Origin of the sequence: Aliarcobacter cibarius (assembly GCF_013372265.1) — a bacterium.
Taxonomy (GTDB): domain Bacteria; phylum Campylobacterota; class Campylobacteria; order Campylobacterales; family Arcobacteraceae; genus Aliarcobacter; species Aliarcobacter cibarius.
This window is the reverse complement of sequence record NZ_CP054051.1, coordinates 1,756,207-1,771,651: the sequence shown is the minus strand read 5'-3', so window position 1 is coordinate 1,771,651 and position 15,445 is coordinate 1,756,207. Positions and strand designations below refer to the sequence as shown.

Genomic DNA, 15,445 nt, shown 5'->3' with positions numbered 1-15,445 from the left:
TTTTGAATTATTTAGAAATTGATAATAATCATCTTTGGCATCCATATAATTCTTTACCTTCAAAAACACCAATTTGGGCTGTAAAGAAAACAAAAAAATCTAAAATTTATTTTGAAGATGCAAAAGTTTTAGTTGATGGTATGAGTTCATGGTGGAGTGCAATACATGGGTACAATAATAAAAGAATCTATAAAGCTTTAAAAAAACAAGCAAAAACTATGCCACACATTATGTTTGGTGGATTAACTCATGAACCAGCTTCAATTTTAGCAAAGAATCTAGTAAATTTAACAGGATTAAATTCAGTTTTTCTTTGTGATAGTGGCTCTGTTTCTGTTGAAGTTGCTTTGAAAACAGCTATATTGTATCAAAAAGCAAAAAGTAAAGAAAAATTTAAATTTCTTGCACTTGAAAATGCTTATCATGGAGATACACTAGGTGCAATGAGTGTTTGTGATCCAAAAAATTCAATGCATTCATTGTATGGAGATTATTTAAGTAAAAATATTTTTGTAAAGAGTCCTAATTTAGGTTTTGATTCTGATTTTAGTGAAGCAATTGAAGATTTAAAAGAAAAACTTACAAAATATCATCAAGATATTGCAGCTTTTATTCTTGAGCCAGTTGTTCAAGGTGCTGGAGGAATGAGAATATATAATCCAAAGTATTTAAATGAAGCAAAAAAGCTTTGTGAAAAATATGATATTTTAATGATTCTTGATGAAATTGCAACAGGTTTTGGACATACAAAAAAAATGTTTGCATATGAACACTCTGATATTAAACCAGATATTCTAACAATAGGAAAAGGTTTAACAGGAGGAACTTTGACAATGGCTGCAATGATAACATCAAAAAATATAAGTGATGTTATATCAAATAGTGAAATTGGTGTTTTAATGCATGGTCCAACATTTATGGCAAATCCATTAGCATGTAGTGTTGCAAATGCAAGTATTGAAATTCTTTTAAACTCATCTTGGGAGAAAAAAGTTTCTAAAATAGAAAATGTTTTCCAAACAAAGTTAAATAAAGTAAAGAATTCTGATTTGGTTAAAGATGTTAGATGTATTGGAGCAATCGGAGTTATAGAGCTTGAAAACGATATTTATGCAAAAGAACTTCAAGAATTTTGTGTAGAAAATGGAGTTTGGCTTCGTCCTTTTGGAAGATTATTTTATTCTATAGTTGCATATACTATTTCTGAAAAAAAATTATTAAAAATTACAAATACTATGATTGAAGCTATAAAATATTTAGAAAGTAAACATGCAAAATAATAAATTAAAATCTTTAAAAAAAATACTTCCAAAACACCCAAACATTTTAGGAAGAGATAGATTTTTTAATAGTGCTGTATTGATTCCTTTAGTAAAAATAGAAGGTGAAATTCATTTACTTTTTCAAAAGAGAGCTGCTCATATAAAACAAGGTGGTGATATATGTTTCCCTGGTGGTGGATTTGATAAGAAAAAAGATAAAAATTTTAAAGATACAGTTTATAGAGAATTATATGAAGAGTTGGGCATTTTAAAAGAAGACGTTAAAATTTATGGTCAACTCGATACTTATTCAACCTCTATTGGAGTTATAATTGAGCCATTTATTGGAAAAATAAAAAAGAAAGCTATAAAAAATATAAAAATAGATAAAAATGAAGTTGAAAATTTTTTACTTATACCTTTAAAATTTTTTTATGAAACTAAACCTCTTGAATATAAGTTAAAAAGTTTAGTTTTACCTTATGAAATAGATAAAAATGGTCAAAAAATAGAGTATTTTCCAACTTCTTCTTTGGGATTACCAAAAACTTATCATGAACCATGGGGCAATGATAACCATAAAATTTGGGTTTATAAGTGGGAAGATGAAGTAATTTGGGGAATTACTTCAATGTTAATAATAGAGTTTTTAAAAAAGTTTAATAAAATTAAATAGTTAAAACTGAATAAGTTTCATCTTTTAAAGCTTTTGTTAAAAATTCACCAGTATGAGTTACTTCTATGCCTAGTTTTTCTAACTCTTCTCTTGCACCATAATCTTCTACACAAACAATGCAAGCACTCATTTTTACACCAGTTTCTTGAATTTGTCTAATTTTATCTTGAATATATTTGTTATCTTTAACAAGAAGAATAGATGGACCCCATAGCATTAAATGTGCTGTTTTCCAATATTCTCTATCTAAAATTATACTTGCATAAAGTAAAGGAAACTTATTTGCAAGTTCTATGTCACCATTTGACCAAACAATCAGAAGATTTTCTTTCATTTAAAATGCCTTTGGTTATAATTTTTCAAAGTTATATAATACTATTTAAAAGGAAAAAAATCTATGAAATATAATATATTAAGTGAACAAGAAAAGTATGTGATAGAACAAAAAGGAACTGAAAGACCATTTACAGGAATTTATAATGATTTTTATGAAGAAGGAACTTATTTTTGTAAAAAATGTAATGCTCCACTATATAAAAGTGTAGATAAATTTAAATCAGGATGCGGTTGGCCAAGTTTTGATGATGAAATAAAAGGTGCTGTAAAAAGAGTTCCAGATGCTGATGGTAGAAGAGTAGAGATTATTTGTGCATCATGTGGAGCACATTTGGGTCATGTTTTTGAAGGAGAAGGATTTACTTCAAAAAATACTAGACATTGCGTTAATTCAATATCTTTAAATTTTGAAAAAAATAGTAATCCAAATAAAAAAGCTTACTTCGCTGGAGGTTGTTTTTGGGGAGTTGAATATTATTTCCAAAAACAAAAAGGTGTAAAAAGTGTAATCTCTGGTTATATGGGAGGATTTGTAGATAATCCAACTTATGAAATTGTAAGTACTGGAAATAGTGGACATTTAGAAGTAGTAGAAGTAACTTATGATGAATCTGTTGTATCTTATGAATCTTTAGCAAAACTTTTTTTTGAAATTCATGATTTCACACAAATAGATGGGCAAGGTCCAGATATTGGGAGTCAATATTTAACAGCAATTTTTTATGTAGATGAAAGCCAAAGAAATATTGCACAAAAACTAATTATAGAGTTAGAGAAAAAAGGTTACAAGGTTGCAACAACATTACACCCTGAAGTTACATTTTATAAAGCAGAAGATTATCATCAAAATTACTACAACAAAACAGGTAAATTCCCGTATTGTCATAGTTATAAAAAGATTTTTTAGTTACTTGTACCTAAAATATAGTAGATTGGTTTTTTATCCAATCTTTCTATATCTACATTGTATTTTTTTGCCCAAGCTAAAACTGTTTCATGAAATGCATCTAAAATTTCTTTTGAATCATTTTCATCACATTTAATTTTTAAATAATCAGTTTTATTTGATAATCCAACATAGGCATTCATTTTTTTTAGGTGATCATTTAAAGTTATAATATGTTTTGCAAATTTTTCATAATCCTTTGTTACATCTATTGCTCTTTGAGCTTGTTTTAACGATGCTTCGTTGTTTGAGTAACCAAGTTGAGATAATATAACTTCAGCTGAAACTTCTAGTTGCATATTCATCCTTTTTAATAAAATTTATATATACTAGCAAAACAAATTTGAAAATATGGTTTATAAAGGTTATTATAATGTCAGTTTTAATGCAATTAAGTATGTTTCCTACAAATACAGCAGGTAGTAAAAGTAAAGAAGTATCAGAAATTTTAAAAATAATAAGAGATAGTGGTTTGAAATATCAATTAACATCTATGAATACAATAGTTGAAGCAAAAACATTAAAAGAACTTTTAGATTTAGTTAATCTTTGTTACTTAAAACTTGAAGAGTTAGGCTGTAATAGAGTTTATGCTAGTATGAATTTTGATATTAGAAGTAGTGGTGAAGATAGAATAAATAGTAAAATAAAGTCGGTTGAAAATCATATTGGAGATGTTTCAAAATAGTTTTAGTATAATGAATTAACTAAATAAAAGGTTTAAATATGGGATTTGAAAAGTATTATGATAAGGATTTAATAAATAAGTCAAATATGAGTTTAGATGAATTTGTAAAAAAAGTTGGGGAAGGAAATGGAAGTTTTCTTAGTGAACTACATTCAAAATTTGTTTATAGAACAAAGGATGAAATTTTAAAACCATATCAAGTTGAACTTATAAAACTTCAAGCTCACCTTGAAAAATATAATGAAAAAATGATTATTTTAATGGAAGGAAGAGATGCATCTGGTAAAGGTGGTGCTATTAGAAGAATTACTAGATATATGAATGAAAAGCACTATAGAGTTGTTGCTCTTGGAAAACCTTCAGATGTTCAAAAAACTCAGTGGTATTTTCAAAGATATGTAGAACAATTTCCAAAAGGTGGAGAATTAGTTATATTTGATAGAAGTTGGTATAACAGAGCCATGGTTGAACCAGTTTTTGGATTTTGTACTCAAAATGAGTATGAAGTTTTTATGAGAAGTGTTCAAAGATTCGAAGAAGATTTAGTAGACCATGGATTTCATTTTTTAAAAGTATATTTATCAGTTTCTAAAGAAGAGCAAGCAAGAAGATTTGAAGAGAGAGAAGAAAATCCCCTAAAACAATGGAAATTAAGTGAAATTGATTTACAAATGCAAAGTCGTTGGGAAGAGTTTACACAAAAAAAATATGATATGTTAAAGTATACAAATACAGAAAAATCTCCTTGGATAATAATAAGAAGTGATAGTAAATTTTTGGCTAGACTTAACTCTATAAAAGTTATTTTAAACTCAATAAATTATGAAGGTAGAGATGAGAGATTAGATTTTTCAGTTGATAATGATATTGTAATAACAGCTGAAAAAGAACTTGAATTAATGGATATGAGAAGAATTAATAAAGAAGAAGAATAAAATTTTAATCTTCGAATAAAGATTTTATATATTCTTCTTTATCGTCAATCCCTTTTATTTTGTAAGAAGTTCTATGAATTGAGCTTCTTCCAAATTTTTTTATCGCTTCTATGTGAGCTTTTGTCCCATAACCTTTATGTTTTTTAAAATCAAACTCTTCAAATTCTTTAGAAATTTCAACCATAAATCTATCACGACTTACTTTTGCCAAAATAGAAGCTGCACTAACTTGTGGATATTTTGCATCAGCTTTAATCTCTTTTTGTAAGATTTGTATTCCAAAATTTGTATTTCCATCCATCAAAAAAGAGTCTGAAAATTCCTTTAAATTATCTATAATTTCTAAAATAGAATTTTTTAGGCAAGAACTAATACCAAATTCATCAATCTCTTTAGCACTTTTAAAGACTATATGATATTTTGATTTTTCTATTATTTTATCAAACAGCTCTTTTCTTTTTTTTTCACTTAAAACTTTTGAATCATTTAGTCCTATAATTTCTTCTAATAAAATAACCCCAGCAACTACTAATGGTCCTGCTAGTGGGCCTCTTCCTGCTTCATCTATTCCACATAATTTTTTCATAAAAACCTTTTAATTTTTTTAAAAAAGTATTATAATAGAAAATGTATTTTGAATAAGACTTGACAAATACAGACTAAAGTTGTAGAATAATGTTAGCAATTAAATACCAGGAGTGCTAAATGAATAATAATATTTTTGAACAAATGACAAATCAACTAAGAGAAGCTATAGATTCTGGACTGAACTTAGCTTTACATAATAAAAACCAAGAAGTAGAGATAGTACATATTTTATGGGCATTATTAACAAATACAAACTCAGTACTAAATCAGTTATTAAATAAAATGAATGTAAGTAAAGCAGCTGTTGAATTAGAAGCTAAATCAAATGCTTCAAGACTTCCAAGTTCAAGCAGTGTTACAAAAGAGAGTATAAAAATTTCAAGAAATTTATATGAGAGTTTTCAAAAAGCAGCTGGACAGATGTCTAGTTTAGGAGATAGTTATATTGCTATTGATAGCTGGCTAATCGCAAATTTTGATAATTCTATTATAAAAGAAATTTTAGGAAAATATATAGATTTAAAAGAGGCAAAAAAAGAGCTTGAAGCTATGAGAGCTGGAAAAACTATAGATAATAGTAGTGCTGATGATAATTTAGAGGCATTAAATAAATATGGTATAGATTTAAATAAGCAAGCAATAGATGGTAAATTGGATCCGGTTATTGGAAGAGATGAACAAATAACAAGAATGATGCAGATTCTAATTAGAAAAACAAAAAATAATCCAATTTTACTTGGAGAACCAGGAACTGGAAAAACAGCTATTGCTGAAGGTCTAGCTCAAAGAATTGTTTCAAAAGATGTACCTACAAGTTTATTAAACAAAAGAGTTATTGCTCTTGATATGAGTGCTTTGATTGCAGGTGCAAAATATAGAGGTGAATTTGAAGATAGATTAAAGTCAGTTATTGATGAAGTTAAAAAAGATGGAAATATCATCTTATTTATAGATGAGATTCATACTATTATTGGAGCAGGTGCTTCCGAAGGAAGTATGGATGCAGCAAATATTTTAAAACCAAGTCTTGCAAGGGGAGAGTTACATACTATTGGTGCAACAACTTTAAAGGAATATAGAAAGTATTTTGAAAAAGATCAGGCAATGCAAAGAAGATTTCAGCCTGTAAATGTAAATGAACCAAGTGTAAATGAAGCTTTACAAATATTAAGAGGTATCAAAGAAAAGCTAGAAACTCATCACAATGTAACTATAAATGATAGTGCATTAGTTGCTGCTGCAAAACTATCAAGTAGATATATTACAGATAGATTTTTACCAGATAAAGCAATAGATTTAATAGATGAAGCTGCAGCTGAACTTAAAATGCAAATAGAGAGTGAGCCAACAGCTCTATCTAAAATAAAAAGAGAAATTCAAACGTTAAATGTTGAGAAAGAGGCTTTAAAAATGGAAAAAAGCCAAAAAAATGAAGATAGAATAAAAGAGATTGAAAAAGAGTTAGCAAACAAAAATGAAGAGAAACAAAATCTTGAAGCACAGTTTGACAATGAAAAAGAGACTTTTAACGCTTCAAGTATTTTAAAAACAAAAATTGATGAACTAAAAACAAAAGCAAATATTGCTAAAAGAGAATCAAAATTTGAAGAAGCTGCAAAAATAGAGTATGGTGAGATTCCTGAATTAGAGAAAAAAGTAAAAGAAAATGCTGAAAAATGGGCAAGAATGCAAAAAGAAGGAACATTACTAAGAAATAGTGTTGATGAAGAATCAATAGCAAGTATTGTTTCAAGATGGACTGGAATTCCTGTTAATAAAATGCTTGATAGTGAAAAACAAAAAGTTTTAAAAGTTGAAGAAGTTTTAAAACAAGATGTTATTGGTCAAGATGAAGCAATAAAAGCTATAAGTAGAGCAATAAAAAGAAACAAAGCAGGGCTTAGTGAATCAAATAGACCTATTGGAAGTTTCTTATTTCTAGGACCAACAGGAGTTGGAAAAACAGAAAGTGCGAAAACTTTAGCAAAATTCTTATTTGATGATAGTAAATCACTAATTAGATTTGATATGAGTGAATACATGGAAAAACATGCAGTTTCTAGATTAGTTGGAGCAGCTCCTGGATATGTTGGATATGAAGAAGGTGGACAATTAACTGAAGCTGTTAGAAGAAAACCTTATAGTGTAATATTATTTGATGAGGTAGAAAAAGCTCATCCTGATGTATTTAACATACTTCTTCAAGTGCTAGATGATGGAAGATTAACTGATAATAAAGGTGTTACAGTAGATTTTAAAAATACTATTATTATTTTAACTTCAAATATAGGAAGTAGTAAAATAATTGAAATTAGTGATAAGGAAAGTAGAAGAAAAGAGGTTTTAAATGAGTTAAAATTGCATTTTAAACCAGAGTTCTTAAATAGACTTGATGATATTATAATTTTTGAGCAATTAAATCTTGAAGCAATTACAAAAATAGTTGATATATTATTCAATAATATAAAAAGAAAGCTTGAAGATAAAGATATAGAAATATCAATTACAAATAGTGCAAAAGAGTATTTAGCAAGAGTTGGATTTGATCCAGTTTATGGAGCAAGACCATTAAAAAGAGCAATATATGAAGAAATAGAAGATAGATTAGCTATGTTAATATTAGAAGAAAAAATTTCTGAAAATTCAAAAATATTGTTTGATTTACAAGATAATGAGATAATTACAAAAATTTCTTAAGATTATAAAGATAGTTTAAGTAAGATTTTTATACAATCCACAACTTATTTAGAAATTTTGAGGAAAAATTAAAATGAAAAGAACGTATCAACCACATAACACTCCTAAAAAAAGAACTCACGGGTTCAGAGTTAGAATGGCTACTAAAAATGGTAGAAGAGTAATTAACGCTAGAAGAGCTAAAGGTAGAAAAAGATTAGCTGTTTAAGTAAAGACTATAGGTTAAATAGTCAGAAAGATTTCTCAAGAATATACAAAAGCGGCAAAAGTTGGCACACGCCAAGCTTTGTCGCTTTTTTTATTCCAAATTCTTCATTGAAAATTGCATTTGTTGCTTCAAAAAAATTAGGAAATGCAGTAGAAAGAAATAGAGCTAAAAGAAGGTTAAGAGCTGGACTTTTGAGTTTTCAAGATAATTTTATTTCTGGAAATTATGTTTTTGTAGCAAAACAAACAATTGAATCAAGAGATTTTTTAGAATTAAAAAAAGATTTCAACTTCGCACTAAAAAGATTAGAGCTTCTTAAATGAAGCAAATAATAAAAAAAATAATCAGATTTTATCAAAAATATTTATCAGTAATTTCGTATGGCTCGTGTAGGTATTATCCAACGTGTTCTCAATATGCTTTATGGCAATTTGATAATAATGGAGTTTTTAAGGCGTTTTATTTTACAATATTACGCATTTTAAAGTGTAATCAGCTTTTTGCTGGAGGATTTGATTATCCAGTGATCAAAAAGCTTGAAAAAAGAAATATCAATTATAAAAAAATAAAAGTAATATATTGGTATATACCATTAGAAAATGGGAAGTATTTAGTAGTAAAAAACAGGGAGTGGAAAAGTTAGATGAGTAACTACAGTCAAAATAACGGTTTACAAAAACGAATGATAATAATGACCGTATTGGTTTTTGTATTTTTTATAGCATATGAATTTTTGGTTTTAAAGCCAAAACAAGAAGAGAGAGCAGCCCTTGCTAAAATTGAGCAAGAGAAAAAAGAGAACGCGGCACCAGAAGTTGCTCCAGTTGTTGTAGATGCAAATGCTAAAACAAGTTTGGAAACACCAAAATCGACAGATAATAAAATTGTTACAAAAATAAAAACACAAAGTAATATTATTGAAATAGATAATTTAGGAAGAGTAGCTCAAGTTACTTTACTTGAAGAAAAATATAAAAATGATAAAGGTGAGCAAATTAAACTTTTCTCAGCTGATCAACTAAGACCTCTAGAAACAAGATTTGCTGATTCTTCAACAAATGAAGAGGCTTTTAAAACATCTGTAGTTGCAAGTTTATCTGATATTGATGCAACAAATACTAAACAAGAATTAGTTTTAACACAAACTCTAAGTAATACAGTTTTAACAAAAAAATTCACTTTTTATCCAGATGGACATTATGATTTAAAAGTTACTTCTACAAATGATAAAAAGTTTTTTATAACAAATGGATTTAGACCTAATGTTATTGCAGATATGTATGCAGTTCATGGATTTATGGCAAAGTTAAATGATGGAACTTTAAAAACTATTGAAGATGGTGATTTAAATAATGAAGAAACTTTAACAGGACTTAAATTTGTATCAAATTTTGATAGATATTATGCAACTGTTGTTTATAATTTTGAAAAATCTTTAGCTGCTACTTTAATGGCAGATAGCTCAGGAAATCCTCAATCATTTATTCATGGAAATTCAGATATTTCGTTTAGTGGATTTATGGGGCCAAAAAATTATAATGATTTAAAAGCTTTAAATCCTGAATTAATTGATGTTATTGATTATGGATGGTTTACATTCATTGCAAAACCTATGTTTACACTTCTTCAATTTATTCAAAGTTATGTAGGTAACTGGGGATGGACAATTGTTATTCTTACAATTTTAATTAAGTTAGTTCTTTATCCTTTATCATACAAAGGTATGATGTCTATGCAAAAATTAAAAGATTTGGCTCCAAAAATTAAAGAGATTCAATTAAAACATAAAGATGATAAACAAAAACAATCGATGGCTATGATGGAACTTTATAAAAAAAGTGGTGCAAATCCAATGGGTGGTTGTTTACCACTTCTTTTACAAATTCCTGTTTTCTTCGCGATTTATAGAGTTTTAATTAATGCAATTGAGTTAAAGGGTGCTGAGTGGATTTTATGGATTAAAGATTTAGCAGAGATGGATCCATGGTTTGTATTACCAATTTTAATGGGTGTTACAATGTTTATTCAACAAAAAATTACACCAAATGCGATGCAAGATGAAATGCAAAAGAAAATTTTCCAACTTTTACCGATAATTTTCACATTTTTCTTCTTGTGGTTCCCTGCAGGTTTAACTTTATATTGGTTTGTAAATAACGTATTTACTATAGCTCAACAATATACTATAAATAGAATATTTGAGAAAAAAAGAGTCGCAAAAAACTAATCAAATAGGAAAAATTTATGAAAAAGTTTGAAGCAGATAGTTTAGAAAATGTTTATGATTTAGCCAAAAAAGAGTTTGAATGCTCAATTACAGAACTTGTAATTGAGGTAATTCAGCAGCCTACAAATGGTTTTTTAGGATTTGGAAAGAAAAAAGCAATAATTTGTGCTTATAAAAAAGAGAGTTCTATTTCTAAAGTAAATGAAGATAAATCATATAAAAATAAAGATATTAAAATAGAAGATGTAACTTCAAAGATAGAAAATTCTAAATTAGAAGATAATATTGTAATTGAAGATGAAAAGAAAGAGATTTTAAGTGATGTTCCCAAAGTTGAATCAAAAGAGCATATTTTTGATAACTTTTATGGTGAAGAAAAAAGTGAAATCTCAAAAATTTATATAAAAAAAGATAAAGATATTATATTAAAAGAAGTGAAAGAAGGATTAGACCTTTTATTTGATAAATCTTGCTTTAATTTAGAAGATATAAGAGTGAGTTTTTATGATGATGAAACTTTATTTATTGAATTTTTAGGTGAAGATTCTGCTCTTTTAATTGGTAAAGAAGGATATAGATACAAAGCTTTATCATATGTTTTATTTAATTGGATTAATGATAAGTATGGACTTATGTTAAGATTAGAAGTTGCTGAATTCTTGAAAAATCAAGAATTAGCAATAGACTTATATCTTGAGCCAGTAATTGAGCTAATTAAAGAAAAAGGTAGTTTTAAAACAAAACCACTTGATGGAATTTTAGTTCATATTGCGCTAAAAAGATTAAGAGAAGAGTTCCCTTTAAAATATGTTGCTGTAAAAACAAATGTAAAAGGTGAAAAATATGTACTTGTAAATGAGTACAAAACTAGAGAAAATTAATTTGAATTTCGATGATACAATTGTTGCTATTGCAACAGCAAATGGAATAGGATCAATTTCAATTGTTAGAGTTTCTGGCTCTAAAGCACTTGAAATTGCTCAGAAAATCTCTCAAAAAACTTCAATAAAACCACGTTATGCAACACTTTCATATTTATATAATATAAATAACGATTTAATTGATGAGACTTTAATTTTATATTTTAAGGCACCTTTTTCTTTTACAGGTGAAGATATAGTAGAGTTTCAATGTCATGGAGGAATTGCAGTTTCAAATCTAATTGTAGATACTGTTTTAGCTTATGGGGCCAGAATTGCACATGCTGGAGAGTTTTCTAAAAGAGCTTTTTTAAATAATAAAATGGATTTAAGTAAAGCAGAAGCAATTTCAAAAATAATTGAAGCAAGAAGTGAAGATAGTGTTAAGCTTCTTGCTAGGCAATTAAAAGGTGAATTAAAAGATTTTGTTGAAGATATAAGAGAAGATTTACTTTTTATGTTGGCTTATACTGAAGTTACAATAGATTATGCAGAAGATGACTTACCAAGTGATATATTTCAAAAAATAGAAGAAAAAATCTCAAAAATAGAAGAAAAATTACAAAATACTTTGGATGCAAGTCGTAGGCGTGAAGGTATGATAGAAGGATTCAAAGTAGCAATAATTGGAAAACCAAATGTTGGTAAGTCTAGTTTGCTAAATAAACTTTTAAATTATGATAGAGCCATTATTAGTGATATTGCAGGTACAACTAGAGACACTATTGAAGAGAGTGTGAGAATTGGTACGCATATTATAAAAATAGTTGATACTGCAGGAATTAGAGAAAATACTTCAGATATTATTGAGCAAATTGGGATAGAAAAATCTATCAAAGCGCTTAGTGAAGCAGATATTGTTATTGCTTTATTTGATAATAGTAAAGTAATTGATGCTGAAGATAAAAAGATAATAGAACTTTTAAATGCTAGTATAAATAAAAAGATAGTTAAAGTATTAAATAAATGTGATCTTGATAATTCATTTGATAAGTCAATATTAAATGATTATATTGAATTATCAACAAAAGAAAATATTAACTTATTAATAAAAAGAATTGAAAATATTTTAGATGAAAATACAAGTAGTGATGAGTTAACATTGGTATCTAAAAGACAAATTTCAAGTGTTAATAATACTTTAGAAAATATAGTTTTAGCAAAAAATCCTTTATATTCTGGAGAATTAGAATTTTTTGCTCATTATATAACAGAAGCTTTACATGAAATTTCTCAAATTACAAGACCTTATGAAAATGATGAAATGTTAGATGTTATGTTTGGTGAATTTTGTTTAGGAAAATAGAAATGAAAAAAATTTTAGTTTTAGTATTATTTTTTTTATCTACAAATCTTTTTGCAGATAAATGGGATGAATTTTTAAAAGATAGTGGATTTCCAAAAAAAGTTATTGATGATGGAAGTTTAGTAACTGGTAAAGTTTTAGATGCAACTGTAAGTTACCAAATAAAAAATAATGATGGAATAAAAGGAAATTTTGAAAATAGTGATAGTGCAAAGCTTGTTATAAAAAATAAAAAAGGTGAAACTATAACTACTGAAAAATTTCTAAATGTTGCAGAACTTAGAACTTGGGGAAGAGAAAATTTTCTTGAAATATTCTCTTTTGTAATTGGAGATAGAAAGCTTGATGCAAAAACTTTAAATGAACTTTCAGTTTTAGCAACAACAGCTTTAATGAATAAAAATATAAGATAGGCTATATATCACTAGTTTTTGTATAGCTTACTAGCTTAGCATTTGTTTTATCTATATCAATCCAGCTGTTACAGTCAAAATCTATTTGCATAACAGCTCCCTCTTCAAATTTTTCTTTAAATCCTACAAGTGTAACAGCAAGAGCAGTTAAAGAAGGGTTATGTCCAACTATTAGCATGGTATCAATTGTGTCATATGTATAAGTTATTGTTTCTATTAATTCATTTACAAATGCCATGTACAAAACTTCATTTAGCATAATAGTTTTGTTGTACTTTAACTCATTTGCAAATATTTCTGCTGTATGTCTAGTTCTCATGGCTGGACTTGCAACTATTAAATCAATATTTAGATTTTTTGATGCCAAATTCATTGCCATTTTTTTTGCTTTTTCAATACCATCTTCAGTAAGCTCTATATCATAATCGTATTCGTTTAATGTTTCTCTGTCTTTTGTTGTGTGCCTTACTATAAAAACTCTTTTCATTTTCCCCTGCTTTTATAAAAAATTTCAAATTAGGCAGATTTTAACCTTATTTTTATAAATAAAATATAAAAATAAGCCAATTGATTTCCGAAAAAGTGGGCTTTATGATTAAAAATCTTTTAAAAAATATTTTTATTATTTCTATTTTCATAATTATTATAATTTGTTTATATTTTTCAAGTGAGTTAATATTATCAAAAGTTACAAATGATTACAAAAAATACAATAATCTAGAATATGAAATTTATTTAAAATCTAATGGAGTTCATACGGATATAGTTTTACCAATTGATAATAACATTATTTATTGGCCAAATCTTTTTCCTTTTGAAAATACGATTAGTAAAAGCAAAGATTTTAATTATATAGCTATTGGTTGGGGTGATAAAGGATTTTATTTGGATACTCCGACATGGAGTGAATTAAAAGTAAGTACAGCGTTAGTTGCTGGTCTTGGTATAGGAAAAACTGCTTTGCATATAACATATTATAAAGATATGCAAGAAGATGATTTAACAATAAAAGTACCTATATCAAAAGAGCAGTACGCTTCGATAGTTTCAACAGTAAAGAAAAATTTACAATATGATGATAAGGGTAAATCTATAAATATTAAAACCAATGCTCAATATGGAGAAAATGATGCTTTCTATGAAGCAATTGGAAGTTATAGTATTTTTCATACTTGTAATACCTGGACTAATAATACATTAAAAGAGGCAATGCTTCCTTCTTCAAAATGGCTAGTTTTTGATAAGGGAATTTTGTATCAATACAAAAATATTGATTTAAAATCTGAATAATAAAAAATAATTTAGTTTAAGTTTCTAATTATTAATTATAGTTTGCTAAAATTCTAAAAAAATTAGGAGCTAAAATGGAACAAACGAAAACAATATTTTTTCTTACTTTACTTACAGTATTATTTGTTTTTATTGGATTTTCATTTGCTGGAACAAATGGAATGTTAATAGCCTTTGTTATAGCTTTAGGGATTAATTTCTATGCTTACTATTTTTCAGATAAGCATGTATTAAAAAGATTTAATGCAACTTTAATTGAAGATAGTAGGCATCCAGTTTATAAAATTACACAAAAATTAATCCAAAAAGCAAATCTTCCAATGCCTAAAATTTATATAATAGCTGATCACACACCAAATGCTTTTGCAACTGGAAGAGATCATGAAAATGCTGCAGTTGCAGTTACTATGGGTTTGTATGAAATGTTAAACGAAGAAGAATTAGAAGCGGTGATTGCTCATGAACTTTCTCACATAAAACATTATGATATTTTAATAGGAACAATAGCAGCAGTATTCTCAGGAGCAATTGCAATGATTGCTAATATGTTACAGTTTAGTGGTATGGTGGGTAATAATAGACAAAATTCAAATCCTATAGTCATGATAGCAATGTCAATTATTTTACCATTAGCAGCATCTATAATACAAATGAGTGTTAGTAGAAGTAGGGAATACATGGCAGATGAGGGTGCTGCTAGAATGACAAAAAATCCTGCTGCACTTCAAAGTGCTTTGTCAAAACTTGAAAACTATGCTTTAAGAGGAGGAGTTTTAAAGAACGCTAGTGAACAAACTGCACATATGTTTATTATAAATCCATTTTCTGGCATAAAAAGTAATTTAAGAAATTTATTTAGAACTCATCCCACAACTGCTGATAGAATAACACGTCTTGAAGAGTTGAAATTTGAAATAAGAAATTAAAAAAAGCAACCCTTGACCAAAGAGTTG

19 protein-coding genes are annotated in these 15,445 nt (G+C 27.3%); 15 read left to right on the top strand and 4 right to left on the bottom strand.

What is annotated here, in order from left to right:
• The first annotated feature begins 2 nt into the window (after positions 1 to 2).
• Together bioA and ACBT_RS08950 are read left to right on the top strand one after the other, a co-directional pair.
• Positions 3 to 1,280: an adenosylmethionine--8-amino-7-oxononanoate transaminase gene (bioA, locus tag ACBT_RS08955; protein WP_024775868.1), complete on the top strand. Its 1,278-nt coding sequence runs from the start codon at positions 3 to 5 to the stop codon at positions 1,278 to 1,280.
• A complete protein-coding gene (locus ACBT_RS08950; RefSeq protein WP_024775869.1) occupies positions 1,270 to 1,938 on the top strand; it encodes an NUDIX hydrolase in 669 nt (222 codons plus the stop codon). Before bioA ends, ACBT_RS08950 begins: the two co-directional genes overlap by 11 nt.
• Here ACBT_RS08950 and ACBT_RS08945 read toward each other — a convergent pair.
• Entirely contained in the window at positions 1,931 to 2,272 is a 342-nt protein-coding gene (locus tag ACBT_RS08945) for a DsrE family protein (RefSeq protein ID WP_024775870.1), read from the bottom strand. The two genes, ACBT_RS08950 and ACBT_RS08945, sit on opposite strands and share 8 nt — an antisense overlap.
• A gap of 63 nt (positions 2,273 to 2,335) precedes the next feature.
• Between ACBT_RS08945 and ACBT_RS08940 the strand changes: the two genes are divergently transcribed.
• Positions 2,336 to 3,181, top strand: coding sequence for a bifunctional methionine sulfoxide reductase B/A protein (locus ACBT_RS08940; protein WP_024775871.1), 846 nt, complete (start codon positions 2,336 to 2,338; stop codon positions 3,179 to 3,181).
• Here the strand turns inward: ACBT_RS08940 and ACBT_RS08935 are convergent.
• Positions 3,178 to 3,519, bottom strand: a complete 342-nt coding sequence (locus ACBT_RS08935; RefSeq protein WP_024775872.1) for a hypothetical protein — start codon at positions 3,517 to 3,519, stop codon at positions 3,178 to 3,180. The genes ACBT_RS08940 and ACBT_RS08935 overlap by 4 nt on opposite strands.
• Positions 3,520 to 3,593: 74 nt before the next feature.
• Between ACBT_RS08935 and ACBT_RS08930 the strand changes: the two genes are divergently transcribed.
• On the top strand, positions 3,594 to 3,908 hold the full coding sequence (locus ACBT_RS08930; protein ID WP_024775873.1) for an MTH1187 family thiamine-binding protein: 315 nt from the start codon (positions 3,594 to 3,596) through the stop codon (positions 3,906 to 3,908).
• A gap of 38 nt (positions 3,909 to 3,946) precedes the next feature.
• Positions 3,947 to 4,843 carry a polyphosphate kinase 2 gene (gene ppk2, locus ACBT_RS08925; protein WP_024775874.1) on the top strand — a complete coding sequence of 299 codons (897 nt, stop codon included), beginning with the start codon at positions 3,947 to 3,949 and terminating at the stop codon, positions 4,841 to 4,843.
• 4 nt (positions 4,844 to 4,847) lie between these two features.
• Here ppk2 and ACBT_RS08920 read toward each other — a convergent pair whose 3' ends face one another.
• Positions 4,848 to 5,429 carry a ribonuclease HII gene (locus tag ACBT_RS08920; protein WP_024775875.1) on the bottom strand — a complete coding sequence of 194 codons (582 nt, stop codon included), beginning with the start codon at positions 5,427 to 5,429 and terminating at the stop codon, positions 4,848 to 4,850.
• A 119-nt stretch (positions 5,430 to 5,548) separates the two neighbouring features.
• Between ACBT_RS08920 and ACBT_RS08915 the strand changes: the two genes are divergently transcribed.
• From ACBT_RS08915 to ACBT_RS08880, 8 genes are all read left to right on the top strand, one after another.
• On the top strand, positions 5,549 to 8,128 hold the full coding sequence (locus ACBT_RS08915) for an ATP-dependent Clp protease ATP-binding subunit (RefSeq protein ID WP_024775876.1): 2,580 nt from the start codon (positions 5,549 to 5,551) through the stop codon (positions 8,126 to 8,128).
• Between the two features lie 73 nt (positions 8,129 to 8,201).
• Positions 8,202 to 8,336, top strand: a complete 135-nt coding sequence (rpmH, locus tag ACBT_RS08910; protein WP_024775877.1) for a 50S ribosomal protein L34 — start codon at positions 8,202 to 8,204, stop codon at positions 8,334 to 8,336.
• Positions 8,324 to 8,659 carry a ribonuclease P protein component gene (gene rnpA, locus ACBT_RS08905; RefSeq protein ID WP_034218818.1) on the top strand — a complete coding sequence of 112 codons (336 nt, stop codon included), beginning with the start codon at positions 8,324 to 8,326 and terminating at the stop codon, positions 8,657 to 8,659. Before rpmH ends, rnpA begins: the two co-directional genes overlap by 13 nt.
• Entirely contained in the window at positions 8,656 to 8,979 is a 324-nt protein-coding gene (gene yidD, locus ACBT_RS08900; RefSeq protein ID WP_024775879.1) for a membrane protein insertion efficiency factor YidD, read from the top strand. The genes rnpA and yidD overlap by 4 nt, the downstream gene beginning before the upstream one ends.
• The gene (gene yidC / locus ACBT_RS08895) at positions 8,980 to 10,563 is read left to right on the top strand and encodes a membrane protein insertase YidC (RefSeq protein WP_024775880.1); all 1,584 of its coding nucleotides are present in this window, start codon (positions 8,980 to 8,982) and stop codon (positions 10,561 to 10,563) included.
• A gap of 17 nt (positions 10,564 to 10,580) precedes the next feature.
• Positions 10,581 to 11,444 carry a Jag N-terminal domain-containing protein gene (locus tag ACBT_RS08890; RefSeq protein WP_024775881.1) on the top strand — a complete coding sequence of 288 codons (864 nt, stop codon included), beginning with the start codon at positions 10,581 to 10,583 and terminating at the stop codon, positions 11,442 to 11,444.
• A complete protein-coding gene (mnmE, locus tag ACBT_RS08885; RefSeq protein WP_051429967.1) occupies positions 11,419 to 12,789 on the top strand; it encodes a tRNA uridine-5-carboxymethylaminomethyl(34) synthesis GTPase MnmE in 1,371 nt (456 codons plus the stop codon). The genes ACBT_RS08890 and mnmE overlap by 26 nt, the downstream gene beginning before the upstream one ends.
• Positions 12,790 to 12,791: 2 nt before the next feature.
• Entirely contained in the window at positions 12,792 to 13,202 is a 411-nt protein-coding gene (locus ACBT_RS08880; protein ID WP_024775883.1) for a hypothetical protein, read from the top strand.
• Between the two features lies 1 nt (position 13,203).
• Here the strand turns inward: ACBT_RS08880 and ACBT_RS08875 are convergent, their stop codons facing one another.
• On the bottom strand, positions 13,204 to 13,689 hold the full coding sequence (locus ACBT_RS08875) for a SixA phosphatase family protein (RefSeq protein WP_024775884.1): 486 nt from the start codon (positions 13,687 to 13,689) through the stop codon (positions 13,204 to 13,206).
• 104 nt (positions 13,690 to 13,793) lie between these two features.
• Between ACBT_RS08875 and ACBT_RS08870 the strand changes: the two genes are divergently transcribed.
• On the top strand, positions 13,794 to 14,492 hold the full coding sequence (locus ACBT_RS08870; RefSeq protein WP_034218819.1) for a TIGR02117 family protein: 699 nt from the start codon (positions 13,794 to 13,796) through the stop codon (positions 14,490 to 14,492).
• Positions 14,493 to 14,566: 74 nt separating this feature from the next.
• Positions 14,567 to 15,418, top strand: coding sequence for a zinc metalloprotease HtpX (gene htpX / locus ACBT_RS08865; protein ID WP_024775886.1), 852 nt, complete (start codon positions 14,567 to 14,569; stop codon positions 15,416 to 15,418).
• The last annotated feature ends 27 nt before the right edge of the window (positions 15,419 to 15,445 follow it).

Bases quoted from the DNA above. Each gene is read 5' to 3' on its own strand.
- ACBT_RS08930 (WP_024775873.1), top strand. From the start codon at position 3,594: ATGTCAGTTTTAATGCAATTAAGTATGTTTCCTACAAATACAGCAGGT.
- yidD (WP_024775879.1), top strand. From the start codon at position 8,656: ATGAAGCAAATAATAAAAAAAATAATCAGATTTTATCAAAAATATTTA.
- ACBT_RS08880 (WP_024775883.1), top strand. From the start codon at position 12,792: ATGAAAAAAATTTTAGTTTTAGTATTATTTTTTTTATCTACAAATCTT.
- htpX (WP_024775886.1), top strand. From the start codon at position 14,567: ATGGAACAAACGAAAACAATATTTTTTCTTACTTTACTTACAGTATTA.
- ACBT_RS08940 (WP_024775871.1), top strand. From the start codon at position 2,336: ATGAAATATAATATATTAAGTGAACAAGAAAAGTATGTGATAGAACAA.
- ACBT_RS08935 (WP_024775872.1), bottom strand. From the start codon at position 3,519: ATGCAACTAGAAGTTTCAGCTGAAGTTATATTATCTCAACTTGGTTAC.
- ACBT_RS08870 (WP_034218819.1), top strand. From the start codon at position 13,794: ATGATTAAAAATCTTTTAAAAAATATTTTTATTATTTCTATTTTCATA.
- ACBT_RS08890 (WP_024775881.1), top strand. From the start codon at position 10,581: ATGAAAAAGTTTGAAGCAGATAGTTTAGAAAATGTTTATGATTTAGCC.
- rpmH (WP_024775877.1), top strand. From the start codon at position 8,202: ATGAAAAGAACGTATCAACCACATAACACTCCTAAAAAAAGAACTCAC.
- ACBT_RS08920 (WP_024775875.1), bottom strand. From the start codon at position 5,429: ATGAAAAAATTATGTGGAATAGATGAAGCAGGAAGAGGCCCACTAGCA.
- mnmE (WP_051429967.1), top strand. From the start codon at position 11,419: ATGAGTACAAAACTAGAGAAAATTAATTTGAATTTCGATGATACAATT.
- ACBT_RS08950 (WP_024775869.1), top strand. From the start codon at position 1,270: ATGCAAAATAATAAATTAAAATCTTTAAAAAAAATACTTCCAAAACAC.
- yidC (WP_024775880.1), top strand. From the start codon at position 8,980: ATGAGTAACTACAGTCAAAATAACGGTTTACAAAAACGAATGATAATA.
- ppk2 (WP_024775874.1), top strand. From the start codon at position 3,947: ATGGGATTTGAAAAGTATTATGATAAGGATTTAATAAATAAGTCAAAT.
- ACBT_RS08945 (WP_024775870.1), bottom strand. From the start codon at position 2,272: ATGAAAGAAAATCTTCTGATTGTTTGGTCAAATGGTGACATAGAACTT.
- ACBT_RS08875 (WP_024775884.1), bottom strand. From the start codon at position 13,689: ATGAAAAGAGTTTTTATAGTAAGGCACACAACAAAAGACAGAGAAACA.
- ACBT_RS08915 (WP_024775876.1), top strand. From the start codon at position 5,549: ATGAATAATAATATTTTTGAACAAATGACAAATCAACTAAGAGAAGCT.